At 66.4% G+C, this 21,150-nt stretch carries 22 protein-coding genes; 7 read left to right on the top strand and 15 right to left on the bottom strand.

Going from position 1 to position 21,150, the window contains the following annotated elements; all coding sequences use genetic code 11:
- Nucleotides 1-47 precede the first annotated feature (47 nt).
- The 14 genes from FB547_RS03480 to FB547_RS03415 form a co-directional block, all read right to left on the bottom strand.
- Nucleotides 48-1,010 (bottom strand): substrate-binding domain-containing protein, encoded by a 963-nt coding sequence (locus FB547_RS03480; RefSeq protein ID WP_055808012.1) that lies wholly within the window; start codon nucleotides 1,008-1,010, stop codon nucleotides 48-50.
- A 47-nt stretch (nucleotides 1,011-1,057) separates the two neighbouring features.
- Nucleotides 1,058-2,083, bottom strand: a complete 1,026-nt coding sequence (locus FB547_RS03475) for an ABC transporter permease (protein ID WP_186454103.1) — start codon at nucleotides 2,081-2,083, stop codon at nucleotides 1,058-1,060.
- Nucleotides 2,046-3,584, bottom strand: coding sequence for a sugar ABC transporter ATP-binding protein (locus FB547_RS03470; RefSeq protein WP_145739651.1), 1,539 nt, complete (start codon nucleotides 3,582-3,584; stop codon nucleotides 2,046-2,048). Before FB547_RS03470 ends, FB547_RS03475 begins: the two co-directional genes overlap by 38 nt.
- On the bottom strand, nucleotides 3,581-4,750 hold the full coding sequence (locus tag FB547_RS03465; RefSeq protein ID WP_145740545.1) for an ROK family protein: 1,170 nt from the start codon (nucleotides 4,748-4,750) through the stop codon (nucleotides 3,581-3,583). The genes FB547_RS03470 and FB547_RS03465 overlap by 4 nt, the downstream gene beginning before the upstream one ends.
- A 237-nt stretch (nucleotides 4,751-4,987) precedes the next feature.
- Nucleotides 4,988-5,407: a F0F1 ATP synthase subunit epsilon gene (locus tag FB547_RS03460; protein ID WP_145739649.1), complete on the bottom strand. Its 420-nt coding sequence runs from the start codon at nucleotides 5,405-5,407 to the stop codon at nucleotides 4,988-4,990.
- A 12-nt stretch (nucleotides 5,408-5,419) separates the two neighbouring features.
- A complete protein-coding gene (atpD, locus tag FB547_RS03455) occupies nucleotides 5,420-6,820 on the bottom strand; it encodes a F0F1 ATP synthase subunit beta (protein WP_124958922.1) in 1,401 nt (466 codons plus the stop codon).
- Between the two features lie 127 nt (nucleotides 6,821-6,947).
- Nucleotides 6,948-7,337: a hypothetical protein gene (locus tag FB547_RS03450; RefSeq protein WP_145739647.1), complete on the bottom strand. Its 390-nt coding sequence runs from the start codon at nucleotides 7,335-7,337 to the stop codon at nucleotides 6,948-6,950.
- Between the two features lie 87 nt (nucleotides 7,338-7,424).
- Complete coding sequence (gene atpG, locus FB547_RS03445) at nucleotides 7,425-8,300, bottom strand: F0F1 ATP synthase subunit gamma (protein WP_145739645.1); 876 nt, start codon at nucleotides 8,298-8,300, stop codon at nucleotides 7,425-7,427.
- Nucleotides 8,301-8,321: 21 nt separating this feature from the next.
- Entirely contained in the window at nucleotides 8,322-9,875 is a 1,554-nt protein-coding gene (atpA, locus tag FB547_RS03440) for a F0F1 ATP synthase subunit alpha (protein ID WP_145739643.1), read from the bottom strand.
- Nucleotides 9,876-9,923: 48 nt separating this feature from the next.
- Nucleotides 9,924-10,454 (bottom strand): F0F1 ATP synthase subunit delta, encoded by a 531-nt coding sequence (locus FB547_RS03435; RefSeq protein WP_145739641.1) that lies wholly within the window; start codon nucleotides 10,452-10,454, stop codon nucleotides 9,924-9,926.
- Nucleotides 10,455-10,462: 8 nt separating this feature from the next.
- Nucleotides 10,463-10,933 (bottom strand): F0F1 ATP synthase subunit B, encoded by a 471-nt coding sequence (locus tag FB547_RS03430; RefSeq protein WP_007830193.1) that lies wholly within the window; start codon nucleotides 10,931-10,933, stop codon nucleotides 10,463-10,465.
- A 77-nt stretch (nucleotides 10,934-11,010) separates the two neighbouring features.
- Nucleotides 11,011-11,274 (bottom strand): F0F1 ATP synthase subunit C, encoded by a 264-nt coding sequence (gene atpE, locus FB547_RS03425; protein ID WP_007830191.1) that lies wholly within the window; start codon nucleotides 11,272-11,274, stop codon nucleotides 11,011-11,013.
- A gap of 60 nt (nucleotides 11,275-11,334) precedes the next feature.
- Nucleotides 11,335-12,204, bottom strand: a complete 870-nt coding sequence (gene atpB, locus FB547_RS03420) for a F0F1 ATP synthase subunit A (protein WP_145739640.1) — start codon at nucleotides 12,202-12,204, stop codon at nucleotides 11,335-11,337.
- A 4-nt stretch (nucleotides 12,205-12,208) separates the two neighbouring features.
- Complete coding sequence (locus FB547_RS03415) at nucleotides 12,209-12,694, bottom strand: ATP synthase subunit I (RefSeq protein ID WP_015867635.1); 486 nt, start codon at nucleotides 12,692-12,694, stop codon at nucleotides 12,209-12,211.
- A 158-nt stretch (nucleotides 12,695-12,852) separates the two neighbouring features.
- Between FB547_RS03415 and FB547_RS03410 the strand changes: the two genes are divergently transcribed.
- Genes FB547_RS03410 through lipA form a run of 4 tightly spaced genes read left to right on the top strand, consistent with a single transcriptional unit; the run spans nucleotide 12,853 to nucleotide 15,754 of the window.
- Nucleotides 12,853-13,746: a D-amino acid aminotransferase gene (locus FB547_RS03410; RefSeq protein WP_145739638.1), complete on the top strand. Its 894-nt coding sequence runs from the start codon at nucleotides 12,853-12,855 to the stop codon at nucleotides 13,744-13,746.
- A complete protein-coding gene (locus tag FB547_RS03405; RefSeq protein ID WP_124958932.1) occupies nucleotides 13,743-14,057 on the top strand; it encodes a YbeD family protein in 315 nt (104 codons plus the stop codon). Before FB547_RS03410 ends, FB547_RS03405 begins: the two co-directional genes overlap by 4 nt.
- A 25-nt stretch (nucleotides 14,058-14,082) precedes the next feature.
- Nucleotides 14,083-14,763 (top strand): lipoyl(octanoyl) transferase LipB, encoded by a 681-nt coding sequence (gene lipB / locus FB547_RS03400; RefSeq protein WP_145739636.1) that lies wholly within the window; start codon nucleotides 14,083-14,085, stop codon nucleotides 14,761-14,763.
- Between the two features lie 7 nt (nucleotides 14,764-14,770).
- The gene (gene lipA, locus FB547_RS03395) at nucleotides 14,771-15,754 is read left to right on the top strand and encodes a lipoyl synthase (protein WP_145739634.1); all 984 of its coding nucleotides are present in this window, start codon (nucleotides 14,771-14,773) and stop codon (nucleotides 15,752-15,754) included.
- Between the two features lie 17 nt (nucleotides 15,755-15,771).
- Here the strand turns inward: lipA and FB547_RS03390 are convergent, their stop codons facing one another.
- Nucleotides 15,772-17,343, bottom strand: coding sequence for an MFS transporter (locus FB547_RS03390; RefSeq protein WP_145739633.1), 1,572 nt, complete (start codon nucleotides 17,341-17,343; stop codon nucleotides 15,772-15,774).
- 110 nt (nucleotides 17,344-17,453) lie between these two features.
- Between FB547_RS03390 and FB547_RS03385 the strand changes: the two genes are divergently transcribed.
- The 3 genes from FB547_RS03385 to FB547_RS03375 all read left to right on the top strand — a co-directional run bounded on the left by FB547_RS03385 (nucleotide 17,454) and on the right by FB547_RS03375 (nucleotide 21,120).
- Nucleotides 17,454-18,359 carry a LysR substrate-binding domain-containing protein gene (locus tag FB547_RS03385; RefSeq protein ID WP_145739631.1) on the top strand — a complete coding sequence of 302 codons (906 nt, stop codon included), beginning with the start codon at nucleotides 17,454-17,456 and terminating at the stop codon, nucleotides 18,357-18,359.
- Nucleotides 18,360-18,470: 111 nt separating this feature from the next.
- A complete protein-coding gene (locus tag FB547_RS03380; RefSeq protein ID WP_145740543.1) occupies nucleotides 18,471-20,003 on the top strand; it encodes a class I adenylate-forming enzyme family protein in 1,533 nt (510 codons plus the stop codon).
- Nucleotides 19,984-21,120 (top strand): SLC13 family permease, encoded by a 1,137-nt coding sequence (locus tag FB547_RS03375; protein WP_145739629.1) that lies wholly within the window; start codon nucleotides 19,984-19,986, stop codon nucleotides 21,118-21,120. Before FB547_RS03380 ends, FB547_RS03375 begins: the two co-directional genes overlap by 20 nt.
- Nucleotides 21,121-21,150: the final 30 nt, after the last annotated feature.

Here is a 21,150-nt window from a genome sequence, read left to right as displayed (position 1 = left end):
CCCTCTGGGAGAGGGAGTGAAGCGATCGGCCGGACGGCCGATGGCATTCAGAACGGCGAATTGGGGTGGTAGAAATCTTTCGCGTTTTCCTTGGTGATCAGCACCGAGGGAATGATCGTGGTCGCGGGCAGCTTCTCGCCCTTCAGCCGCGCCTCGGCCGTGAGCTTGATCGCGTCGTAGATGAACTTGGGCGAGTAGCTCACGTCGGCGCCGATGCGCTTGTCCTTGCCGTCCATGATGGTCTTGACCATGCCCTTGGCACCCGCGCCGCCGAAGACGATCTTGATGTCGTCGCGCTTGGCCTGTTCGATGGCCTTGAGCACGCCCACGGCCATGTCGTCGTCGGCGGCCCAGATGGCGTCGATGTTCTTGAAGCGCGTGAGATAGTCCTGCGTGACCTTGAAGGCATCGTCGCGGTTCCAGTTGGCGTACTTGGCGTCGAGCAGCTTGATGTCGGGATGGTTCTTGAGCACCGCGTTGAAGGCGTCCATACGCTCGTTGTCCAGCGTGGTGGCAATGCCGCGCAGCGCAACCACGTTGCCCTTGCCGCCGAGCTGCTTGGCGATGTACTCGGCCGGGATGCGGCCGAAGGCAGTGTTGTCGCCGGCCACGTAGGCATCCTGCGCGCTGGTGTCGGTGAGGCCGCGGTCGACCACGGTCACGTAGGCGCCCTTGGCCTTGACCTGCGCCACCGGCTTGGTGAGCGCGGCCGATTCGAACGGGAACACCACCAGCGCATTGATCTTGGTGACGGTCGACAGGTCCTGCAGCTGGTTCGCCTGCTCGGGCGCGTTGGCCGCGGTCTTGATCGTGATCTTCAGGTCCTTGTGTTCCTTCTCCAGATCCTTCTTCGCCTGGTTGGCCCAGTAGTTGATGCCACCCATGAAGCTGTGCGTGGCCGCTGGAATCGAAACGCCGAGGTTCACCTTCTCGGCAGCGAATGCGGGCAGGCTCGCGAGCGCTGCGGCCGCCACGGCCGTGAGTGCGATGCGACGTGTGAAGCTTGTCATGCTGGATGTCTCCTCTTGGTGGATGGAACGGAACGAACGGGAAAGAACTAGCGCCGGCCGCGTTGGAGGAACGCGACGATGATGATCACGAAGCCCTGCACCGCGGCGTTGAGGTACACGCTGATGATGCTGGTGAGGTTCAGGATGTTGCTGATGACCGAGAGCAGGATGGCGCCGATCACCGTGCCGGTGATGCTGCCCGCACCGCCCTTGAGCGCGGTGCCGCCGACGATCACCGCGGCAATCGCCTCGAGCTCCCACAGGAGGCCCGTGGTCGGCGAGGCCGATCCGAGGCGCGGCACGTAGAGCAGCGTGGCAATGCCCACGCACACGCCGAGCAGCACGTAGGTGAGGATCTTCACGCGGTCCACGTCCACCGCCGCATAGCGCGCGACCTGCTCGTTGGAACCTATGGCCTGCACGTAGCGCCCGTAGGCCGTGCGGTTCAATATGACGCCGCCGATGATCGCGACGATCACGAACACCCACACCGGCACCGGGATGCCCGCGAGGCTTGCGTAGTACACCGGCGCATAGAGGTCCGACAGCTCGTTGTCGAGCGTAAGCGCGCCGCCGTCGGCAAAGTACGTGAGGTAGGCGCGGAAGATGCCGAGCGTGCCCAGCGTGACGATGAAGGGCTCGATGCGCCCCTTGGTGATCAGCAGCCCGTGCGCCAGGCCGAACAGCGCACCCAGCACCACCGCAAGCACCGCGCCCATCACCACCGCCATGAGCGGCGAGCCCGAGGCTGGCCCGGCCCAGTTGATGAACATGATCACGCTGCCCGCGATGAGCGCCGCCATGGAGCCCACCGACAGGTCGATGCCGCCGGAGATGATCACGAAGCACATGCCCACCGCGATGATGCCGATGAAGGCCGTGCGCGTGAGCACGTTCATGGCGTTGTCAACGGTGGCGAAGTCGCTGTTCAGCAGCGTGCCGCCGATGCACAGCAGCACCAGGCCGATGACCGGCCCGAGCCCGTGCAGGTGCTCGGTCCAGCGCGGCCTGCCGCCGCTGCGGTGTTGCGCGGCTTCAGGCTGCGGCATGGAGGTCTGCGGTTCCGGTGGCATGAGCGATGAGCTCCTCTTCAGTCAAGTGGTCGGCGTTGAGCGTGGCAACCAGGCGGCCCGCGCGCATCACCGCGACGCGGTGGCACAGGCCGATGAGTTCCATCAGCTCCGACGAGACGACGATCACCGCGAGCCCTTCGCGGGCGAGTCGCTGGATCAGGAAATAGATGTCGCGCTTGGCACCGATGTCGACGCCGCGCGTGGGCTCGTCGAGCACCACCACCTTCGGTCTGGGCTGCAGCACCTTGGCGAGCGCGAGCTTCTGCTGGTTGCCGCCCGAGAGCGACGATGCGCGCACCTCGAGCGAACCGGTGCGGATGCCGTAGTCCTTCACGGCCTCGGCCAGCGCGCCGCGTTCGGCCTCGGGCTGGAGCCATGGCTTCGCGTAACGTTCGAGCGCCATCAGCGTGAGGTTCTCGCGCAGGCCGAAGTTCACGTGCAGGCCCTTGCCCTTGCGGTCCTCGCTCAGGTAGGTGAGGCCATGCCTGGCGGCCTCGCGCGGATTGCGCCAGCCCTTGCGGTGGGGCACCGGCCTGCCGAGCATCTCGACATCGCCGCCCGCGGGCCTGAGGCCCAGCAGGCCTTCGAACAGCTCGGTGCGGCCCGCGCCAACCAGCCCCGCGAAGCCGAGGATCTCGCCGGGGCGCACCTCGAAGTTCACATCCTGCGCCCAGCCGGGCACGCTGAAGTTGCGCACGCGCATGGCGGGCGCGTCGGCGGCCACCACCACGTCGCGCGGCGGGTACAGGTCGGCCAGCTCGCGGCCCACCATGAGGTTGGCCATCTGGTGGCGCGTGAGCTCGGGTGTGGGCGCACGCGCCACGAAGCGGCCGTCGCGCATCACGATCACCTCGTCGGTCACCTGCTCCACTTCGTCGAGCTTGTGCGAGATGTAGACGATGGTCACGCCGTCGGCGCGCAGCTGGGCGATGAGCTTGAAGAGGCGCTCGGTTTCGCCGGGCGTGAGCGTGGCCGTCGGCTCATCCATGACCAGCAGGCGTGCTCGGCGTGCAATGGCCTTCGCAATTTCGACGAGCTGCTTCTCGGCCACGATGAGCCTGCGCACCTTGGTGCGCGGATCGATGTTCAGGCCGACGGCGGCGAGTGCGGCGGCAGCGTCGCGCTCCATCGCTGCATCGTCGAGCAGCCAGCCTTTCTTCTTCTCGTGGCCGAGGAAGATGTTCTGCGCCACGCTCAGGTCTTCGGCGAGATTGAACTCCTGGTGGATCAGCACGATGCCCAGCGCCTCGGCCTCGCGCGAACTCGCGAACTGCTGCGGCTGGCCGTTGATGCGCAGCGTGCCGCCGGTGAGCGGCTCGTAGCCCGACAGGATCTTCATCAGCGTGGACTTGCCCGCGCCGTTCTCGCCGAGCAGGCCGTACACGCGTCCGGGCGCGAGCGAGAAGCTCACGCCGTGCAGCACCTGCACCGGACCGAAGGCCTTCACTACGCCGTCGAATTCGACCGCGACGCTTCCCTTGGTTTTTTCTGCTGCCGTCATGGCGCCACTCCGCGGACCTTGAGTGTTTCATGCATCGCGAGCACGCCGGCGCCGACCAGGCCGCCCTGCACGCCCAGCGGCGTGTACTGGATTTCGAGATGCCGCGTCGAAAGCGCGAGCGAGCGCTGGTACACGCTCTGCCGCACGGCCGCCAGGAACAGCGGCCCGATGCGCGTGATGCCGCCGCCGATGAACACATGCGAGGGATTGAAGAAATTCACCACCGACGCCAGCATCTGGCCGATCAGGTTGCCCGCGCGCTGGATGATGCCGTTCGCGGCCGTATCGCCGGCGCGGCTCGCCTGCCCCACGTCGACGGCATCGATGCGCCCGTGCAGGCGCAGGCATTCGGCCAGCATGGCGCTTTCGCCGGCTTCGGCCGCCTGCACGGCCATGCGCGTGATGGCCGGGCCCGCGGCCATGGCCTCGACGCAGCCGACGTTGCCGCAGTGGCAGCGCGGGCCGTCCTGGTCGACGCAGATGTGGCCCACGTCGCCGGCCGACCCGGCCGCGCCGCGATAGACCTCGCCATGGCAGACGATGCCGCAGCCGATGCCGGTGCCGATCTTGATGACGAGGAAGTTGTTGAGCGAGCGCTTCAGCCGCCAGAGCTCGCCGAGCGCCATCAGGTTCACGTCGTTGTCGACGAAGACGGGCGCCGCGTAGTCCTCGCGCAGGTAGTCGCGGATCGAGAAGCTGTCCCAGGCCGGCATCAGCGGCGGATTCACGAGCTGGCCGATTTCGAAGTTCACCGGACCTGGCACGCCGATGCCGATGCCCAGCACCTCCTTCGGGCCGTGGCCGCAGCGCGCGAGCAGCTCCCGCATCAGCGCGCGCACCCGCGCCAGCACCACGGCCGGGCCTTCGCGCACATCGGCCGGTTCGTCGTGCTGCGCGAGCACCGTGAGGTCGGGGCGCAGCACAGCAACGTCGAGACTGGTGGCGCCGATGTCGATGCCCACGAGCACGCCGAGGCCGGCATGCAGCTGCAGGTTCTCGGCGCGGCGCCCGCCCGAGGAGCGCTGCAGGCCCGCTTCGGCCAGCAGGCCTTGCTCGACCAGGCCGGCGATCAGCGCATTGGCCTTGCTCTTGGAGAAGCCGAGCTGTTCGGCCATGGCATGGCGCGAGCCGCCGGCCGACCAGAAGGTGGTCTCCAGCAACCGCATCTCGTCCGCAGTGATGCCACTCCAGGGTGCCACGCGCTTTGTCTCCAGATATTCTTTTGGCCGCCGGCTGCAGCCGCTGCAGTCCGGGGCGAAGGCGAATACTAGGGGCGCGGCTTCAGCCGGACAAGGCCAAACTTCGACCAAGTTCAAACCAAAGTTGGGCTTTTGCAGGAGCGCCGGACGCAAAAAAGCCGCCCGGAGGCGGCTTTTTCGTGAAGAGCTTTTCTGCGCTCCTGCTTACTTCTTCTGGCGGTACTTGCGCAGCGCAGCGATCTGCGCAGCCATCACGGCCAGTTCCGACTGCGCCATCGCGATGTCGATGTCGCTCTTGGCGTTCTTGAGCGCTTCCTCGGCGGCGGCCTTGGCCAGGTTGGCCTTCTCGTCGTCGAGGTCCTTGCCGCGGATCGCGGTGTCGGACAGCACGGTGACGGCGTTGGGCTGCACTTCGAGAATGCCGCCGGCCACGAAGACGAATTCCTCGCCGCCGTCGGCCGTTTCGATGCGCACCGCACCCGGACGGATGCGCGTGATCAGCGGGGTGTGGCGCGGGTAGATGCCGAGCTCACCGGCTTCACCGGGCAGCGCGACGAACTTGGCTTCGCCCGAGAAGATCGACTCTTCCGCGCTGACCACGTCCACATGAATGGTGCCTGCCATGGTGATTCCTTTTTAAGCGACCTTCTTGGCCTTCTCGAACGCTTCGTCGATGCTGCCCACCATGTAGAACGCCTGTTCCGGCAGGTGGTCGGCTTCGCCGTTCACGATCATCTTGAAACCGCGGATGGTTTCGGCCAGCGGCACGTACTTGCCGGGCGAACCCGTGAACACTTCGGCCACGTGGAAAGGCTGCGACAGGAAGCGCTGGATCTTGCGGGCGCGGGCCACGGCCAGCTTGTCTTCCGGTGCCAGTTCGTCCATGCCCAGAATGGCGATGATGTCGCGCAGTTCCTTGTAGCGCTGCAGCGTGCCTTGCACGGCGCGGGCCACGTTGTAGTGCTCTTCGCCGACCACGTTCGGGTCGAGCTGGCGCGAGGTCGAATCGAGCGGGTCCACGGCGGGGTAGATACCGAGCGAAGCGATGTCGCGCGACAGCACCACGGTGGAGTCCAGGTGGGCGAAGGTGGTGGCGGGCGACGGGTCGGTCAAGTCGTCGGCCGGCACGTACACGGCCTGGATCGAGGTGATCGAGCCGACCTTGGTCGACGTGATCCGCTCCTGCAGGCGGCCCATTTCCTCGGCCAGCGTCGGCTGGTAGCCCACGGCGGAAGGCATGCGGCCCAGCAGAGCCGACACTTCGGTACCGGCCAGCGTGTAGCGGTAGATGTTGTCCACGAAGAACAGCACGTCGCGGCCTTCGTCGCGGAACGACTCGGCGATGGTCAGGCCGGTCAGCGCCACGCGCAGACGGTTGCCCGGGGGTTCGTTCATCTGGCCGTAGACCATGGCCACCTTCGAGTCCTCGAGCTTCTCGAGGTTCACGACGCCGGAGTCGGCCATCTCGTGATAGAAGTCGTTGCCTTCGCGGGTACGTTCACCCACACCGGCGAACACCGACAGGCCCGAGTGAGCCTTGGCGATGTTGTTGATGAGTTCCATCATGTTCACGGTCTTGCCCACGCCGGCGCCGCCGAACAGGCCCACCTTGCCGCCCTTGGCGAACGGACACACGAGGTCGATCACCTTGATGCCGGTTTCCAGCAGGTCCTGCGAAGGCGACAGTTCGTCGTACGCGGGTGCCTTGCGGTGGATCGATGCGGTGAGGTCCTGGCTCACGTCGCCGCGCTCGTCGATCGGACGGCCGAGCACGTCCATGATGCGGCCGAGCGTGGCCTTGCCGACGGGCACCGTGATGGGCGCGCCGGTGTTGGTCACGATCAGGCCGCGGCGCAGGCCGTCGGACGAGCCGAGCGCAATGGTGCGCACCACGCCGTCGCCGAGCTGCTGCTGGACTTCGAGGGTCAGCCCGCCGCCTTCGAATTTCAAGGCGTCATAGACCTTGGGCATCTGGTCACGCGGGAACTCCACGTCGACCACGGCGCCGATACATTGGACAATTTTTCCTTCAGCCATGGCGTTTCCTTCTGGATCTCAATAATGTTGCGACAGGTTCTTGCAGAAGCGTCCTTGTGCCATCGCGGGCCGCTTTTGCAAGAATGCCGGACGGGCCGGCACCCTTGGTTTCTTCAGATACTTCCGATCAGCACTTCATGGCCGCGGCCTGCGCGGCGAAGGCATCGCTGGCAGCCTTGCAGGCCTGGCCCAGCGCGGCCTTGTCGGTGCCCATCGAAGCCCATGCCGCCTTGGTCTGCTCGACGCTCGCCTTCATCGCATCGGCGGCAGCGCCGCTTTGCGCCGACACGCACGCCTGGGCCTTGGCCAGGTAGTCGTTGCACTCCTGCGGCAGGTCCGCGGCCGATGCCGTGGGAGCGGCGGCTGCGGGCGCGGCCGGTGCCGCCGGAGCGGCAGGCGCCGCGGGAGCGGGCGCCGGCGCAGCGGCAGGTGCCGGCGGTGCAGCAGGCGCCTCTTCCTTCTTGGAACAGGCAGTCAGGGCGGCGGCCATGGCCACCAGAACGAGAAGTTTCTTCATTTGTGCAGAGTCCCCAGAAAAAGGCCTTCGGTTATCGGTTCGCAGTGCGAAGCGCGAATGGCAATGTGGCCCGGTCCATTGCCGCAATCAAACACCGGCAGCCGCAGCGGCGCCGGACACGATTTCCGAAAGCTCCTTGGTGATGCCTGCCTGGCGGGTCTTGTTGTAGACCAGCTTGAGCTCGTTGATCACATTGCCGGCGTTGTCCGTCGCCGCCTTCATTGCGACCATCCGGGCGGAGTGCTCGGACGCCATGTTCTCGGCCACGGCCTGGTAGACCAGCGACTCCACATAACGCACCAGCAGCTCGTCGATCACGCTCTGCGCATCGGGCTCGTAGATGTAGTCCCACGAATGCTGGCCGGCCTCGACCTGCAGCGAGTCCGCGGCCAGCGGCAGCAGCTGCTCGACGAGCGGCTCCTGCTTGATCGTGTTGATGAACTTCGTGTAGCACAGGTACACGGCCGACAGCTTGCCTTCCGCATAGGCGTCGAGCAGCGTCTTGACCGGGCCGATGAGCTTGTCGAGATGCGGCGTGTCGCCCAGGTGGGTGACATGGGCCACCACGCGCGCACCGATGCGGTTCAGGAAGCCCAGGCCCTTGCTGCCGATGGCCACCGACTCGATCGCGATGCCCGCGCTCTGCGCTTCCCGCAGCTTGGCCGTCACGGCGCGCAGCAGGTTGGTGTTCAAGCCGCCGCACAGGCCCTTGTCGCTCGTGACGATGATGAAGCCGATGGCCTTGGCCTCGTTCTTCTTCATGAACGCGTGCGTGTACTCGGGATTCGCCTTGCCCAGGTTGGCCGCGATGTTGCGGATCTTTTCGCTGTAGGGGCGGGCGGCACGCATGCGCTCTTGCGCCTTGCGCATCTTGGAAACCGAGACCATTTCCATGGCCTTGGTGATCTTCTTGGTGTTTTCCACCGATTTGATCTTGCCGCGGATTTCCTTACCAGCTGCCATGAGTGCTCCTTGTCCGGCCGATCAGGCGAACGACTTCTTGAACGACGTGATGGCGGCGGTCAGCTCGGCTTCGGCGTCCTTGTCGAGTGCCTTGGCCTTTTCGATCTTGTCGAGCAGCGCAGCATGGCTGGACTTCAGGAACTGGTGCAGGCCGTGTTCGAACGGCAGCACCTTCTTGATGTCCAGGTCGTCCATGAAGCCCTTGTTCACCGCGAACAGCGTGGCGCCCATCAGCGAGATCGGCAGCGGGCTGTACTGGGCCTGCTTGAGCAGTTCGGTCACGCGGGCACCGCGGTCGAGCTGCTTGCGGGTGGCTTCGTCCAGGTCGGAGGCGAACTGCGCGAACGCAGCCAGCTCGCGGTACTGGGCCAGGTCGGTACGGATACCGCCCGACAGGCCCTTGATGACCTTGGTCTGCGCCGACGAACCCACGCGCGACACCGAGATACCGGCGTTGATGGCGGGGCGGATACCGGCGTTGAACAGGTTGGTTTCCAGGAAGATCTGGCCGTCGGTGATCGAGATCACGTTGGTCGGAACGAAGGCGGACACGTCGCCGGCCTGCGTTTCGATGATCGGCAGCGCCGTGAGCGAACCCGTCTTGCCCTTGACTTCACCCTTGGTGAAGGCTTCGACGTAGTCGGCGTTCACGCGGGCTGCGCGCTCGAGCAGGCGGCTGTGGAGATAGAACACGTCGCCGGGGTAGGCTTCGCGGCCTGGCGGGCGGCGCAGCAGCAGCGAAACCTGGCGGTAGGCCACGGCTTGCTTGGAAAGGTCGTCATAGACGATGAGCGCGTCTTCGCCGCGGTCGCGGAAGTATTCGCCCATGGTGCAGCCCGAGTAGGCCGACACGTACTGCATGGCGGCCGATTCGGAGGCCGATGCGGCCACCACGATGGTGTAGTCCATCGCGCCGGCTTGTTCGAGTGCGCGCACCACGTTCTTGATCGACGAAGCCTTCTGGCCGATCGCAACGTAGACGCAGGTCATGTTCTGACCCTTCTGGTTGATGATCGCGTCGATCGCCACGGCCGTCTTGCCGGTCTGGCGGTCGCCGATGATCAGCTCGCGCTGGCCGCGGCCGATCGGCACCATCGAGTCGATCGACTTGAGGCCGGTCTGCATCGGCTGGTCGACCGACTTGCGGGCGATCACGCCCGGTGCGACCTTCTCGATCACGTCGGTCATCTTGGCATTGATCGGGCCCTTGCCGTCGATCGGCTGGCCGAGGGCGTTCACCACGCGGCCGATGAGTTCGGGGCCGACGGGCACTTCCAGGATGCGGCCCGTGCACTTGACGGTGTCGCCTTCGGAGATGTGCTCGTACTCGCCCAGAATCACGGCGCCGACCGAGTCGCGCTCGAGGTTCAGCGCCAGGCCGAACGACGGCGTGCCGTCGGCCGTGGGCGGGAACTCGAGCATTTCGCCCTGCATTGCATCGGACAGGCCGTGCACGCGCACGATGCCGTCGGTCACCGAAACCACGGTGCCCTCGTTGCGGATGTTCGCGCTGACTCCGAGGCCCTCGATGCGGCTCTTGATCAGTTCGGAAATTTCTGCGGGATTGAGTTGCATGACTCTTTCCTTCTTTCTTTGAGGCTACAAGTAGAGGGCTGAAGACCGTCAGGCCGCCAGCGCAACTTTCATTTGTTCAAGGCGCGCTTTGACGGAGGTGTCGAGCACCTCGTCGCCGACCACCACACGAATGCCGCCGATCAGTTCCGGCTCTTGCTGGACCGTGACCTGCAGCTTGCGGCCGAAGCGCTTTTCGAGCGCGGCCGCCACATTGGCCAGGGCCGAGGCGTCGATCGGGAAGGCGCTGTAGACCACGGCGTCGGACGAACCGCTCTTCGCGTTGGCCAGTGCCCGGAACTGCTTCGCAATTTCCGGCAGCACCGAGAAGCGCCCGTTGTCGAGGAGCGCACCCAGGAAGTTCTGGGCATGGGCGGGCAGCGGCGCACCGAAGGCGCCGGCGACCACGCCGAGAACCTGCTCGGCCGTGGCCTTGGGGTTGTCGGCGAACTGCTGGAGCTCCGGACTGGCCGCGATGACGGCCATCTTTTCGAGCCAGGCGCTGGTGCCGGCGACGTCGGACGACGAGGCCTTGAAGAGCGCCTCGGCGTAGGGGCGTGCAATGGTGGCGAGTTCTGCCATGGCTTCTATCAGAGTTCGGTCTGCAGGCGGGCGAGCAAATCGGCGTGAACGCCTGCATTCACTTCCTTGCGCAGGATCTGCTCTGCGCCCTTGACGGCCAGGGCCGCGACTTGCTCGCGCAGCGCTTCGCGCGCCTTCAGTGCCTGCTGGTCGGCTTCGACGCGTGCGGCTGCAACGATCTTGTTGCCTTCCTCGGTCGCGCGGGCCTTGGCCTCTTCAACGATGGCCTGGGCGCGACGTTCGGCGTCGGCAAGACGTTGTGCGGACTCGTTGCGTGCCTGGCCCAGTTCGGCTTCCACGCGCTTGTTGGCGGCGGACAGTTCGGACTTGGCCTTGTCGGCGGCAGCGAGGCCTTCGGCGATCTTCGCAGCGCGGTCGTCCAGCGCCTTCGCGATCGGCGGCCACACGAACTTCATCGTGAACCCGACCAGGATCAGGAACACGATCATCTGAACGATCAGGGTACCGGTAATGCTCACTTTTCACCCTCTCTTTGGGATTGAATGCGAAGCCATTCCACAGAGGGGAACGACGACACGGGTCCGACGAGAAAGACTTACTTCGGCAGGTTGGCGATCTGAGCCAGGAACGGATTGGCCGTTGCGAACCAGAGGGCGATACCGGTGCCGATAATGAAAGCGGCGTCGATCAGACCAGCCAGCAGGAACATCTTGGTTTGAAGTTCACCCATGAGTTCAGGCTGACGTGCGGCCGACTCGAGGTACTTGCTGCCCATGATGCCGATGCCGATACATGCGCCCACAGCGCCCAGACCGATGATCAGGCCGGCGGCCAGTGCAACAAAGCTAATAACTTCCATGATGACTCCTAGAGGACTTTGGTTGAAGAGAAAACAAAAAACGAAAACGAAAACGGATGATCAGTGGTGATCGTGGGCCTGGCCGATGTAGACCAGCGCCAGCATCATGAACACGAACGCCTGCAGCGTGATGATCAGGATGTGGAAGATGGCCCAGGCCGTGCCCGCGATGATGTGGCCGATGGCCAGGCCGATGCCGGTGGCCGACAGCGACCAGGCGCCGCCCATCAGCGCGATCAGCAGGAAGATCAGTTCGCCGGCATACATGTTGCCGAACAGCCGCATGCCGTGCGAGACGGTCTTGGCGATGAACTCGATCATCTGCATCGCGAAGTTGAACGGATACAGCGCCCAGTGGTTGCCGAACGGCGCGGTGAAGAGCTCGTGCACCCAGCCGCCCAGGCCCTTGATCTTGATGTTGTAGTAGAGGCAGACCAGCAGCACGGCCACCGACATGCCCATTGTCACCGAGAGGTCGGCCGTGGGCACGACGCGCAGGTAGGCATGGTGCGGGTCTTCGCCGGCGATGTGGAAGATCTTGGCCCAGATCGCCGGGAACAAATCGACCGGGAACAGGTCCATTGCATTGAGCAGGAAGATCCAGACGAAGATCGTGAGCGCCAGCGGGGCCACGAACTTGCGGCTGGTGGCGTTGTGAACGATGCCCTTGGCCTGCTGGTCGACCATTTCCACCAGCAGCTCGACAGCCGCTTGAAAACGGCCGGGAACGCCCGAAGTAGCCTTGCGGGCAGCCAGCCAGAGCAGCCAGCAACCCAGGATGCCCAGTGCTATCGAGAAGAAGAGCGAGTCGAAATTGAAAACCGAAAAGTCCGCAACACCGCCCGGCTTGGAGCTTTGCAGGTGCGTCAAGTGGTGAATGATGTATTCACCCGCGGTCTGACCATGTTCCGCAGCGTTTTCAGCAGCCATTCAGTTACTCGTCTCTATGTTGCCGGCGCCGGGGCGAGAACATCACCGCCAACCAGGCCGCCTTCATTGTCACCACCAAACCGATCAGCATTGCTGGCCAGCTCAGCGCCGTTATCAGCCTTGGCGCTGCGAACAACATCGCAATCGACAAGGCCATCTTGACCATTTCCCACAGGAAGAACCCAACCACCGCAGTGCCCGGATTCAGGGAAGAAAACCGGCCGGTCAGCCCCCGCGCGAACACCGCAGCAGGAATGACCACCGCAATCGCGCCGTAGCCGGCGGACCACCCCAGATTTTGCCTCCCCGTCAGTCCCCAGGCGGCCAAAGCCACCAGCAGACCGACAACCAACTGCCCCGCGATGACCCACCAGGGGGAGATCGAGGGATGCCTTGCTCGCAGTTCACGCGCCTCATCGGCGGTCAACGGCTTGTATTCTGCGTCGAGGTCTTCCGCGACTTGCTCATCTTTTCGGGCGATTGTTTTCATTTCGAATGAAGCCCGGATGACGACCCAGAATTTCTACAAAGCCATTGATTATAAGTAAAAACCCAGCCCGTCCGGCCACCCGAGCTGTCGCGTTTGCAAATCGAGGCCTCGTTGGCTGACGAGAACCCGACCTGCCGCGCGCAACCATAATTCCAGACATGCACCCTCTTACCGCCGCACTCCCCTCCACGCTCTGCTACCTCGACGGCGAGTACACCGCACTCAAGGACGCACGCATCAGCGTGCTCGACCGCGGCTTCATCTTCGGCGACGGCGTCTATGAAGTCGTCCCCGTCTACGGTGGCCAGCCCTTCTGCTTCGAGGAGCACATGGCGCGCCTCGATCGCTCGCTGGCCGAACTGCAGATCGCCAATCCGCTCACGCTCGCCCATTGGCGCGGCATCGTGATGCGGCTCGTCGAGCCGGGCGGCGATGCGCCCCAGGCCGTGTACTTTCAAGTTACCCGCGGTGTCGCGCCGCGCGATCATGCCATGACCCGGGGCGTGCGCCCGACGGTGTTCGTGATGGTGAATCCGCTGCCGCCGGTGGCCGATGCCGTGCGCGCCAAGGGCGTGGCCTGCGTGAGCGCGGCCGACTTCCGCTGGCAGAAGGCGCACATCAAGAGCACCAGCCTGCTGGGCGCGGTGCTGGCGCGGCAGATCAGCGTCGAGGCCGGCGCGGCCGAGACCATCATGTTCCGCGACGAATGGCTCAGCGAGGCCTCGTCGAGCAACGTGTGGATCGTGAAGGACGGCGGCCTCGTGGGGCCGCCCAAGGACAACCTGGTGCTGACCGGCATCCGCTACGGCCTGCTCGAACGCCTGTGCGCCGAGTGCGGCATCCCGTTCACTCTGCGCCGCATCTCGCGCGATGAGGTTTTCGGCGCCGACGAGCTGCTGCTCTCGTCGGCCAGCAAGGAAGTGCTGCCGGTGGTGACGCTCGATGGCCAGGCGATTGGAAATGGCCGGCCCGGCCCCATCTATCAAGCCTTGTACGCGGCCTACCAGCAGGCCAAGCTGAGCAACGCGCAAGCGCAAGGAGTTCCCGCATGACCGACACCAACGACAAGATCGAAACCGCCACCGTCCACGTTCCCGATCCGCGCAAGGAATCGCTGATCGAGTACCCCTCGCAGTTTCCGATCAAGGTCATGGGCGTCAAGGCCGATGGCTTCGTGCATGCCATCACCCAGATCGCCGAGCGTTTCGATCCGGCGTTCGACGCCACCACGGTCGAGCTGCGCGACAGCAAGGCGGGCAACTACCTCGGCGTGACGATCACCGTCACCGCCACCAGCCGCGAGCAGCTCGACGATCTGTACCGCGCGCTGTCGGCCCATCCGATGGTCAAGGTCGTTCTCTGAAGAAGCGCTGGGCGCCGGGCACGCGATGAGCACGGGCATCGAAGCCACATGGCTGGGCGCCGCCGACTACGCCGCGACCTACGGCGCGATGAAGCAGTTCACGCTCGAGCGCCTGCCCGAGACGCCCGATGCGCTGTGGATCTGCGAGCATGCGCCGGTCTTCACGCAGGGCATTGCGGGCAAGCAGGACCACATCCTGAACCCCGGCGCAATCCCCGTCGTGCAGACCGACCGCGGCGGCCAGGTCACCTTCCACGGCCCGGGCCAGGTGGTGGCCTATCCGCTGATCGATCTTCGGCGCGCAGGCTACTTCGTGAAGGAATACGTCTTTCGCATCGAGGAATCGGTGCTGCGCACGGTGGCGCACTTCGGCGTGACCGGCCACCGCGTGGCGGGCGCGCCGGGCATCTACGTGCGGCTCGACGACCCTTTTTCGCATGCCGCGCTGACCGGCCCGCTGCCCGCGGGCGACCCGTTCCGCGGCCTCGGCAAGATCGCCGCGCTCGGCATCAAGGTGAGCCGCCACGCCACCTACCACGGCGTGGCGCTCAACGTCGCGATGGACCTCGAACCCTTCTCGCGCATCAACCCTTGCGGCTATGCGGGGCTGCAAACGGTCGATCTTTCTACAATCGGGGTCCAAACCACATGGGAAGAAGCTGCCCGGGTCCTGAGCCAGAAGCTCAGCACCTACCTGGCGCCTTGACACTCCAATGAGCACCACAGAAGTCGTCCGCGACGCACAAAGCGCCGAAACCTACAACCCGCTGGCCAAGCAGAAGGCCGCGGCCAAGCTCTCGCGCATCCCCGTCAAGGTGGTGCAGCAGGGCGAGGTGCTCAAGAAGCCCGACTGGATCCGCGTGAAGGCCGGCAGCCCCACCACGCGCTTCTACGAGATCAAGCAGATCCTGCGCGAGAGCAACCTGCATACGGTCTGCGAAGAAGCCTCCTGCCCGAACATCGGCGAATGCTTCGGCAACGGCACCGCCACCTTCATGATCATGGGCGACAAGTGCACGCGCCGCTGCCCGTTCTGCGACGTGGGCCACGGCCGCCCCGACCCGCTCGACAAGGACGAGCCGCTCAACCTCGCCAAGACCATCGCCAAGCTGCGCCTGAAGTACGTGGTGATCACCAGCGTCGACCGCGACGACCTGCGCGACGGCGGCAGCCAGCATTTCGTCGACTGCATCACCAACATCCGCGAGCTCTCGCCGATGACGCAGATCGAAATCCTCGTGCCCGACTTCCGCGGCCGCGACGACCGCGCATTGGAAATCCTCAAGGCCGCACCGCCCGATGTGATGAACCACAACCTCGAAACCGCGCCGCGCCTCTACAAGGAAGCGCGCCCGGGCAGCGACTACCAGTTCAGCCTCAACCTGCTGAAGAAGTTCAAGGCGCTGCATCCGCAGGTTCCGACCAAGAGCGGCATCATGGTGGGCCTCGGTGAAACCGACGAAGAGATCCTTCAGGTGATGCGCGACATGCGCGCCCACGACATCGACATGCTGACCATCGGCCAGTACCTGTCGCCATCGGGCTCGCATCTGCCGGTGCGCCGCTACGTGCATCCCGACACCTTCAAGATGTTCGAGGAAGAGGCCTACAAGATGGGCTTCAGCCATGCGGCCGTGGGCGCGATGGTGCGCTCGAGCTACCACGCGGACCAGCAGGCGCACGCCGCCGGCGTCTGAGAGACCGCCGGCGCGCCTCAGCGCCCGCCGGCCGCCCGGGGTGAAGCTTCCCGCGCGGCAGCCGGAGCCTGCCGGCCGCCGAACACCGCGAAGCTGAGCGCCGCGGCCAGCCAGGCGCCGAGCCCGCCGTACAGCATGACCCAGCCGAAGCCATGGGCCACGGCGGCCTGCAGGAGTGCACCGGACGCATCCGGCACCGCCAGCGTCGCCAGCGCCTGCTGCGCGCCCGCCATGTCCCCGCCCGCGAGCTGCCCGGCCAGGGCGCGCAGCCGCGCCGCATCGAGCGCCGTCCCCAGCGAGCCCCGCAGCGCAGCCAGGATGCCCGCCACCAGCACCAGGCCCATCAGCGCGATGTTGATGGCCAGCGAGATGAGGCGCGCGCTGACGTCCATGCCCGAGGCCATGCCGGCGCGGTGCGCGGGCACCGAGGCGGTGGTCATGTTGGTCGCGGGCGTGGTGGTCAGGCCCAGGCCGATGCCGGCAATGAGCGCACCGGGCAGCACCGTCCAGCCGCCCAGGTGCGCGAGGCCGCTGCCCCACTTCATCGCCATGAAGCCCAGGCCGATCAGGAACAGGCCGGCGGGGATCACGAAGCGCGCCTGGTAGCGCAGCAGCAGCCATTGCGCGATCGGCGGCATCACCAGGAAAGGCACCGTGTAGACCAGCAGCGCCAGCCCCACGGTGGCCGTGTCGTAGCCCAGGCCGGCGGAAAAATACAGCGGCAGGTAGATCATGAACGGCCAGTAGCTGCAGTTCATGCCGATGCAGCCGACGATGGCACCCGAGAAGTCGCGGATGCGGAACACCGAGAAGTCGAACATCGGGTGCGGATGGAAGCGCTCCACCGCGACGAAGGCTGCGAGGCCCGCCGCGGTGACGGCCATCAGCCCCAGCGCGGCCGGGCTGGTCCAGCCCAGGCTGTCGCCCTGCGTGATCAGCCAGGTGAGCCCGAGCACCGCGATGGTCAGCGTGACGATGCCCGCCAGGTCCAGCTTCTGCTGGCTGGCCAGCGGATCGCGGGACTCCGCCACGCCGGCCATGATCAGCGCCAGCCCGAGCAACGCCAGCGGCGCATGCACCAGGAAGACCCAGTGCCAGCTGGCCAGCGCAATGATCGCACCGCCCACCACCGGCCCGAAGCCCAGGCCGATGCCGGCCACCACGCCCCAGATCGCAAAGGCGCGGCCGCGCGCCCGGCCGTCCGGAAACTGGTGCGACAGGATCGCGATCGAGCAGATGAACATCGCACCGCCCGCCATGCCCTGCAGGAAGCGCGTGGCAATCAGCACCGGCGTGCCGGGCGCCAGCCCGCACAGCAGCGAGGCCACGCCGAAGGCCAGCACCGTGAGCGCGAACATGCGGCGCCGTCCGTAGCGGTCGGCCAGCGTGCCGGTGGCCATCAGCACCGTGGTGCAGGCGATGGTGTAGGCGTTCATGATCCATTGCAGGTCCTGGAAGTCGGCGTGCAGCCGCGCTTCGAGCACCGGCAGGATGATCGGCACGCTGGAAATCTCCAGGCCGAACATCAGCGCAGCGAGGCAGATGGCGGCCAGCGCGAGGGAGGGATGGCGGGGAGCGGAAGAGGACATCGGGGTGAGGAGAAAAAGGTGGTCCGAGGCATTCTCAAGACCCCGATTTCATTAGGCAAATGATTAAATTTCTACCCATTCAAGACGTAATTTCATTAATCTAGGCAGCCATGAGCTTCGACACCGGCCTGCTGCAGGCCTTCATCGCCGTCCATCAGGCCAACGGCTTCACCCGCGCCGCCGGGCAGCTGCACCTGACGCAATCGGCGGTCAGCCACCAGATCCGCCGGCTCGAGGAACTGGTCGGGCGCCCGCTGTTCCACCGCACCACGCGGCGCCTGCGCCTGACCGCCGATGGCGAGGACTTCCTGCGCCATGCCGAGCGCATCCTGCAGGCGCAGGACGCGCTGGCGCGGCACTTCCGCTGCTCGCCGATCGAAGGCACGGTGCGCTTCGGCGTGCCCGAGAGCTTCATGAGCGAGGGCCTGCCGCAGCTGCTGCAACAGTTCGCGCGCAGCTGTCCCAATGTGCGGCTGGAAGTGAGCGTGGGCCTGACGCTCGACCTGGCCACGATGGTGCGTGAGCGCGAGCTCGACCTGGCGGTGGTGGTGTCGGTCTCGGGCGAGGTCGAGGGCACGCTGCTGCGGCGCCTGCCGATGGTGTGGGCCGCGGCCGAAGGCTTCGAGCGCACGGAGGGAGCCTCGCTGCCGCTGGCCTATTCGCCGCCGCCCTGCGTATGCCGCCAGGTCAGCATCGATGCGCTGAACCAGGCCGGCATTCCCTGGCACGGCGCCTTCAGCTCGCACAGCCTGCAGGACCTGCGCACGGCCGCGCTGAGCGGCCTCGCGGTGGCCACCTTCACGCGCGACAACCTGCGCCCCGGCATGGCGGTCCTGGACGAGCGCGACGGCCTGCCCGCGCTGCCGATGCTGGACTTCACGCTGGCCTACGGCGAAGGCGATGCGGGGGAGCGCAGCCCGGCCGTGGCCGAGCTCGGCCGCCTGATCGAACAGGCCGAGTGGGCGCGCCGGGACAAGCCTGTGCGGCAGCCGCGCCGCACGCTGCGCGCGGCATAGGCTCACGCCCGTCGCGTGCGGCTCACCGCCGGGCCGGGGTCTTCGCTATCCTGCCGTTCTGGCCAAGACGAAGGATAGATTTTGCAAACGCACCCTGCCATTCAAGCCGCCATGGAGCGCAGCTTCGGCGCCATCGCCGACCTGGTTCGCCTCCACGCGCAACACACGCCCGACCATGCCGCGCTCGCGGACGCGCAACAGGCACTGAACTATGGCGCGCTCAACGCGCTGATGGACCGCGTCGCGGCCGCACTGCAGCGCGACGGCCTCGGGCCGGGCAACGCCATCGCGGTCTGCGCGGCGTCCTCGGTGAACTATGCGGCGGTGTTCCTCGGCGCCTTGCGCGCGGGCGTCGCGGTCGCGCCGCTGGCGCCCGGCTCCACGCCAGCCAGCCTGGCGCGCATGATCGAGGATGCCGAGGCGCGCATCCTCTTCACCGATGCGTCGGCAGCCGAGGTCGTCGGCCCTGCGAAGGAAGACGGCATCCCGCGCGTGGCGCTCGACGGCTCCGCCGCCGGGCAGGCCCTCGAGCGCTGGCTGGCTCCCGCAGGCACGCAGCCGCGTGCCGTGGAAACGCAGCCCTCGAGGCCCTTCAACATCATCTATTCGTCGGGCACCACCGGCGAGCCCAAGGGCATCGTGCAGGGCCACGGCATGCGCTGGGCCCATGTGCAGCGCGGCGCCAAGTACGGCTATGGCCCGGACACCGTCACGCTGCTGTCGACGCCGCTCTATTCGAACACCACGCTGGTGGTGTTCTTTCCGACCATTGCCTTCGGCGGCTGCGTGGTGCTGATGCCCAAGTTCGATGCGGCCGGCTACCTGCAGCTGGCCGAGCAGCGCCGTGTGACGCACACCATGCTGGTGCCGGTGCAGTACCAGCGCCTGATGGCGCATCCCCGCTTCGACGCGCACGACCTCTCGTCCTTCCGCTTCAAGTTCAGCACCAGCGCGCCCTTCAACGCCGCGCTCAAGGCCGACGTGCTCAAGCGCTGGCCCGGCGGGCTGATCGAGTTCTACGGCATGACCGAAGGCGGCGGCACCTGCATCCTCGAGGCGCACCTGCATCCGGACAAGCTGCACACGGTCGGCCAGCCGGCCGAAGGCAGCGACATCCGCCTGATCGACGAGGAAGGCCGCGAGATCCCGCGCGCCAACATCGAACTGGCCGGCGAGGTGGTGGGCCATTCGGCCGGCATGATGACCGGCTATCACCGCCAGCCCGGCAAGACGCGCGAGGCCGAGTGGTTCGACGCCACCGGCAAGCGCTTCATCCGCACCGGCGACGTGGGCCGCTTCGATGCCGAGGGCTTCCTGACGCTGTTCGACCGCAAGAAGGACATGATCATCAGCGGCGGCTTCAACATCTATCCGAGCGATCTCGAAGCGGTGCTGCGCGGCCACGCGGCCGTGGCCGACGTGGCAGTGGTCGGCGTGCCTTCGGAGCAATGGGGCGAGACGCCGGTGGCCTTCGTGGTGCGCCGCGAGGGCAACGACATCACCGAGGACGCACTGCTGCAACGGGCCAATGCCCAACTCGGAAAGACGCAGCGCCTGGCGCGGCTGCAGTTCATCGACGAGCTGCCGCGCAGCGCGATCGGCAAGGTGCTCAAGCGGGAGTTGCGTGAACTCGTCGGCCGCTGAAGCACAGGCGCAGGCAGCCGCGTCCTCCGAACAAGGCGGCGGCAACGGCCTGCTGTGGCTGCTGGCCGCCGTTGCGGTGCTGTTCGCCTTCCTGCGCCCGCGTGCGCCGATGGACTGGCTCCGTTTGGTCGACTGGCAGACCGTGGGCGCGCTGGCCGGGCTGCTCGCGATCACGCAGGGGGTCGAGAAAAGCGGCATGCTGCAGGCCGCCGCCGAGCGCCTGCTCGCGCGCACCCACAGCCAGCGCAGCCTGGCGCTGCTGCTGACCGCCAGTGCGGCGTTCCTGTCCGCGCTGGTGACCAACGACGTGAGCCTGTTCCTGCTGGTGCCGCTGACGCGCGTGCTCGCCAGCCAGGCGCACCTGCCGCTCGCGCGGCTGGTGGTGCTCGAGGCGCTGGCCGTCAATGCGGGTTCGGCCCTCACGCCCATCGGCAACCCGCAGAACCTCTACCTGTGGCACCGCTCGGGCGAGAGCTTCGTCGGCTTCATGGGCATGATGCTGCCGACCGTGGCCGTGATGCTGTTCTGGCTCTTCGCGGCGGCCTGGCTGCTGGTGCCGCGCACGCCCATCGCGCTCAAGCCCGAGACCGAAGCCGCGCCGGTGCAGCCGCGCCTTTTGGCACTGGCGGGCGTCCTGTTCGTCGGTTTCGTGGTCGCGCTCGACCGGCACTGGCTGCTCGCGGGCCTGGGCGTGGTGTTCGCGGTGTTCCTGCTGACTTATCCGCGCGTGCTGAAGGGCATCGACTGGGCACTGCTCGCGATCATTGCGCTGATGTTCGTGGACCTGCGGCAGCTGGCCGAGCTGCCGGCGGTTCAATCGCTGCTGAACCACTGGCCCATCACCGAGGGATGGCGCGCCTACCTCGCCGCCATCGTCGCCTCGCAGCTCATCAGCAACGTGCCGGCTGCGATCCTGCTCGACGGCCATGTGCGCGACCTGCCCGCGCTCGCGGCCGGCGTGAGCGTGGGCGGCTTCGGCTGCGTGCTGGGCTCGCTGGCCAACCTGATCGCGCTGCGCCTGGCCCGGCTGCCGCACGGGCTGCGCGAGTTCCATCGCATCAGCATCCCGTTCCTGCTGGTGTGCGCGGCCTCGGCGCTGCTGCTGCGGCTGGGGTGACAGGCGGGGATCCCCCCAGGACAATGGCCC

Source organism: Variovorax beijingensis (assembly GCF_007828835.1).
GTDB classification, from domain to species: Bacteria; Pseudomonadota; Gammaproteobacteria; order Burkholderiales; family Burkholderiaceae_C; genus Variovorax; species Variovorax beijingensis_A.
This window is presented reverse-complemented; position numbering and strand designations above follow the sequence as displayed.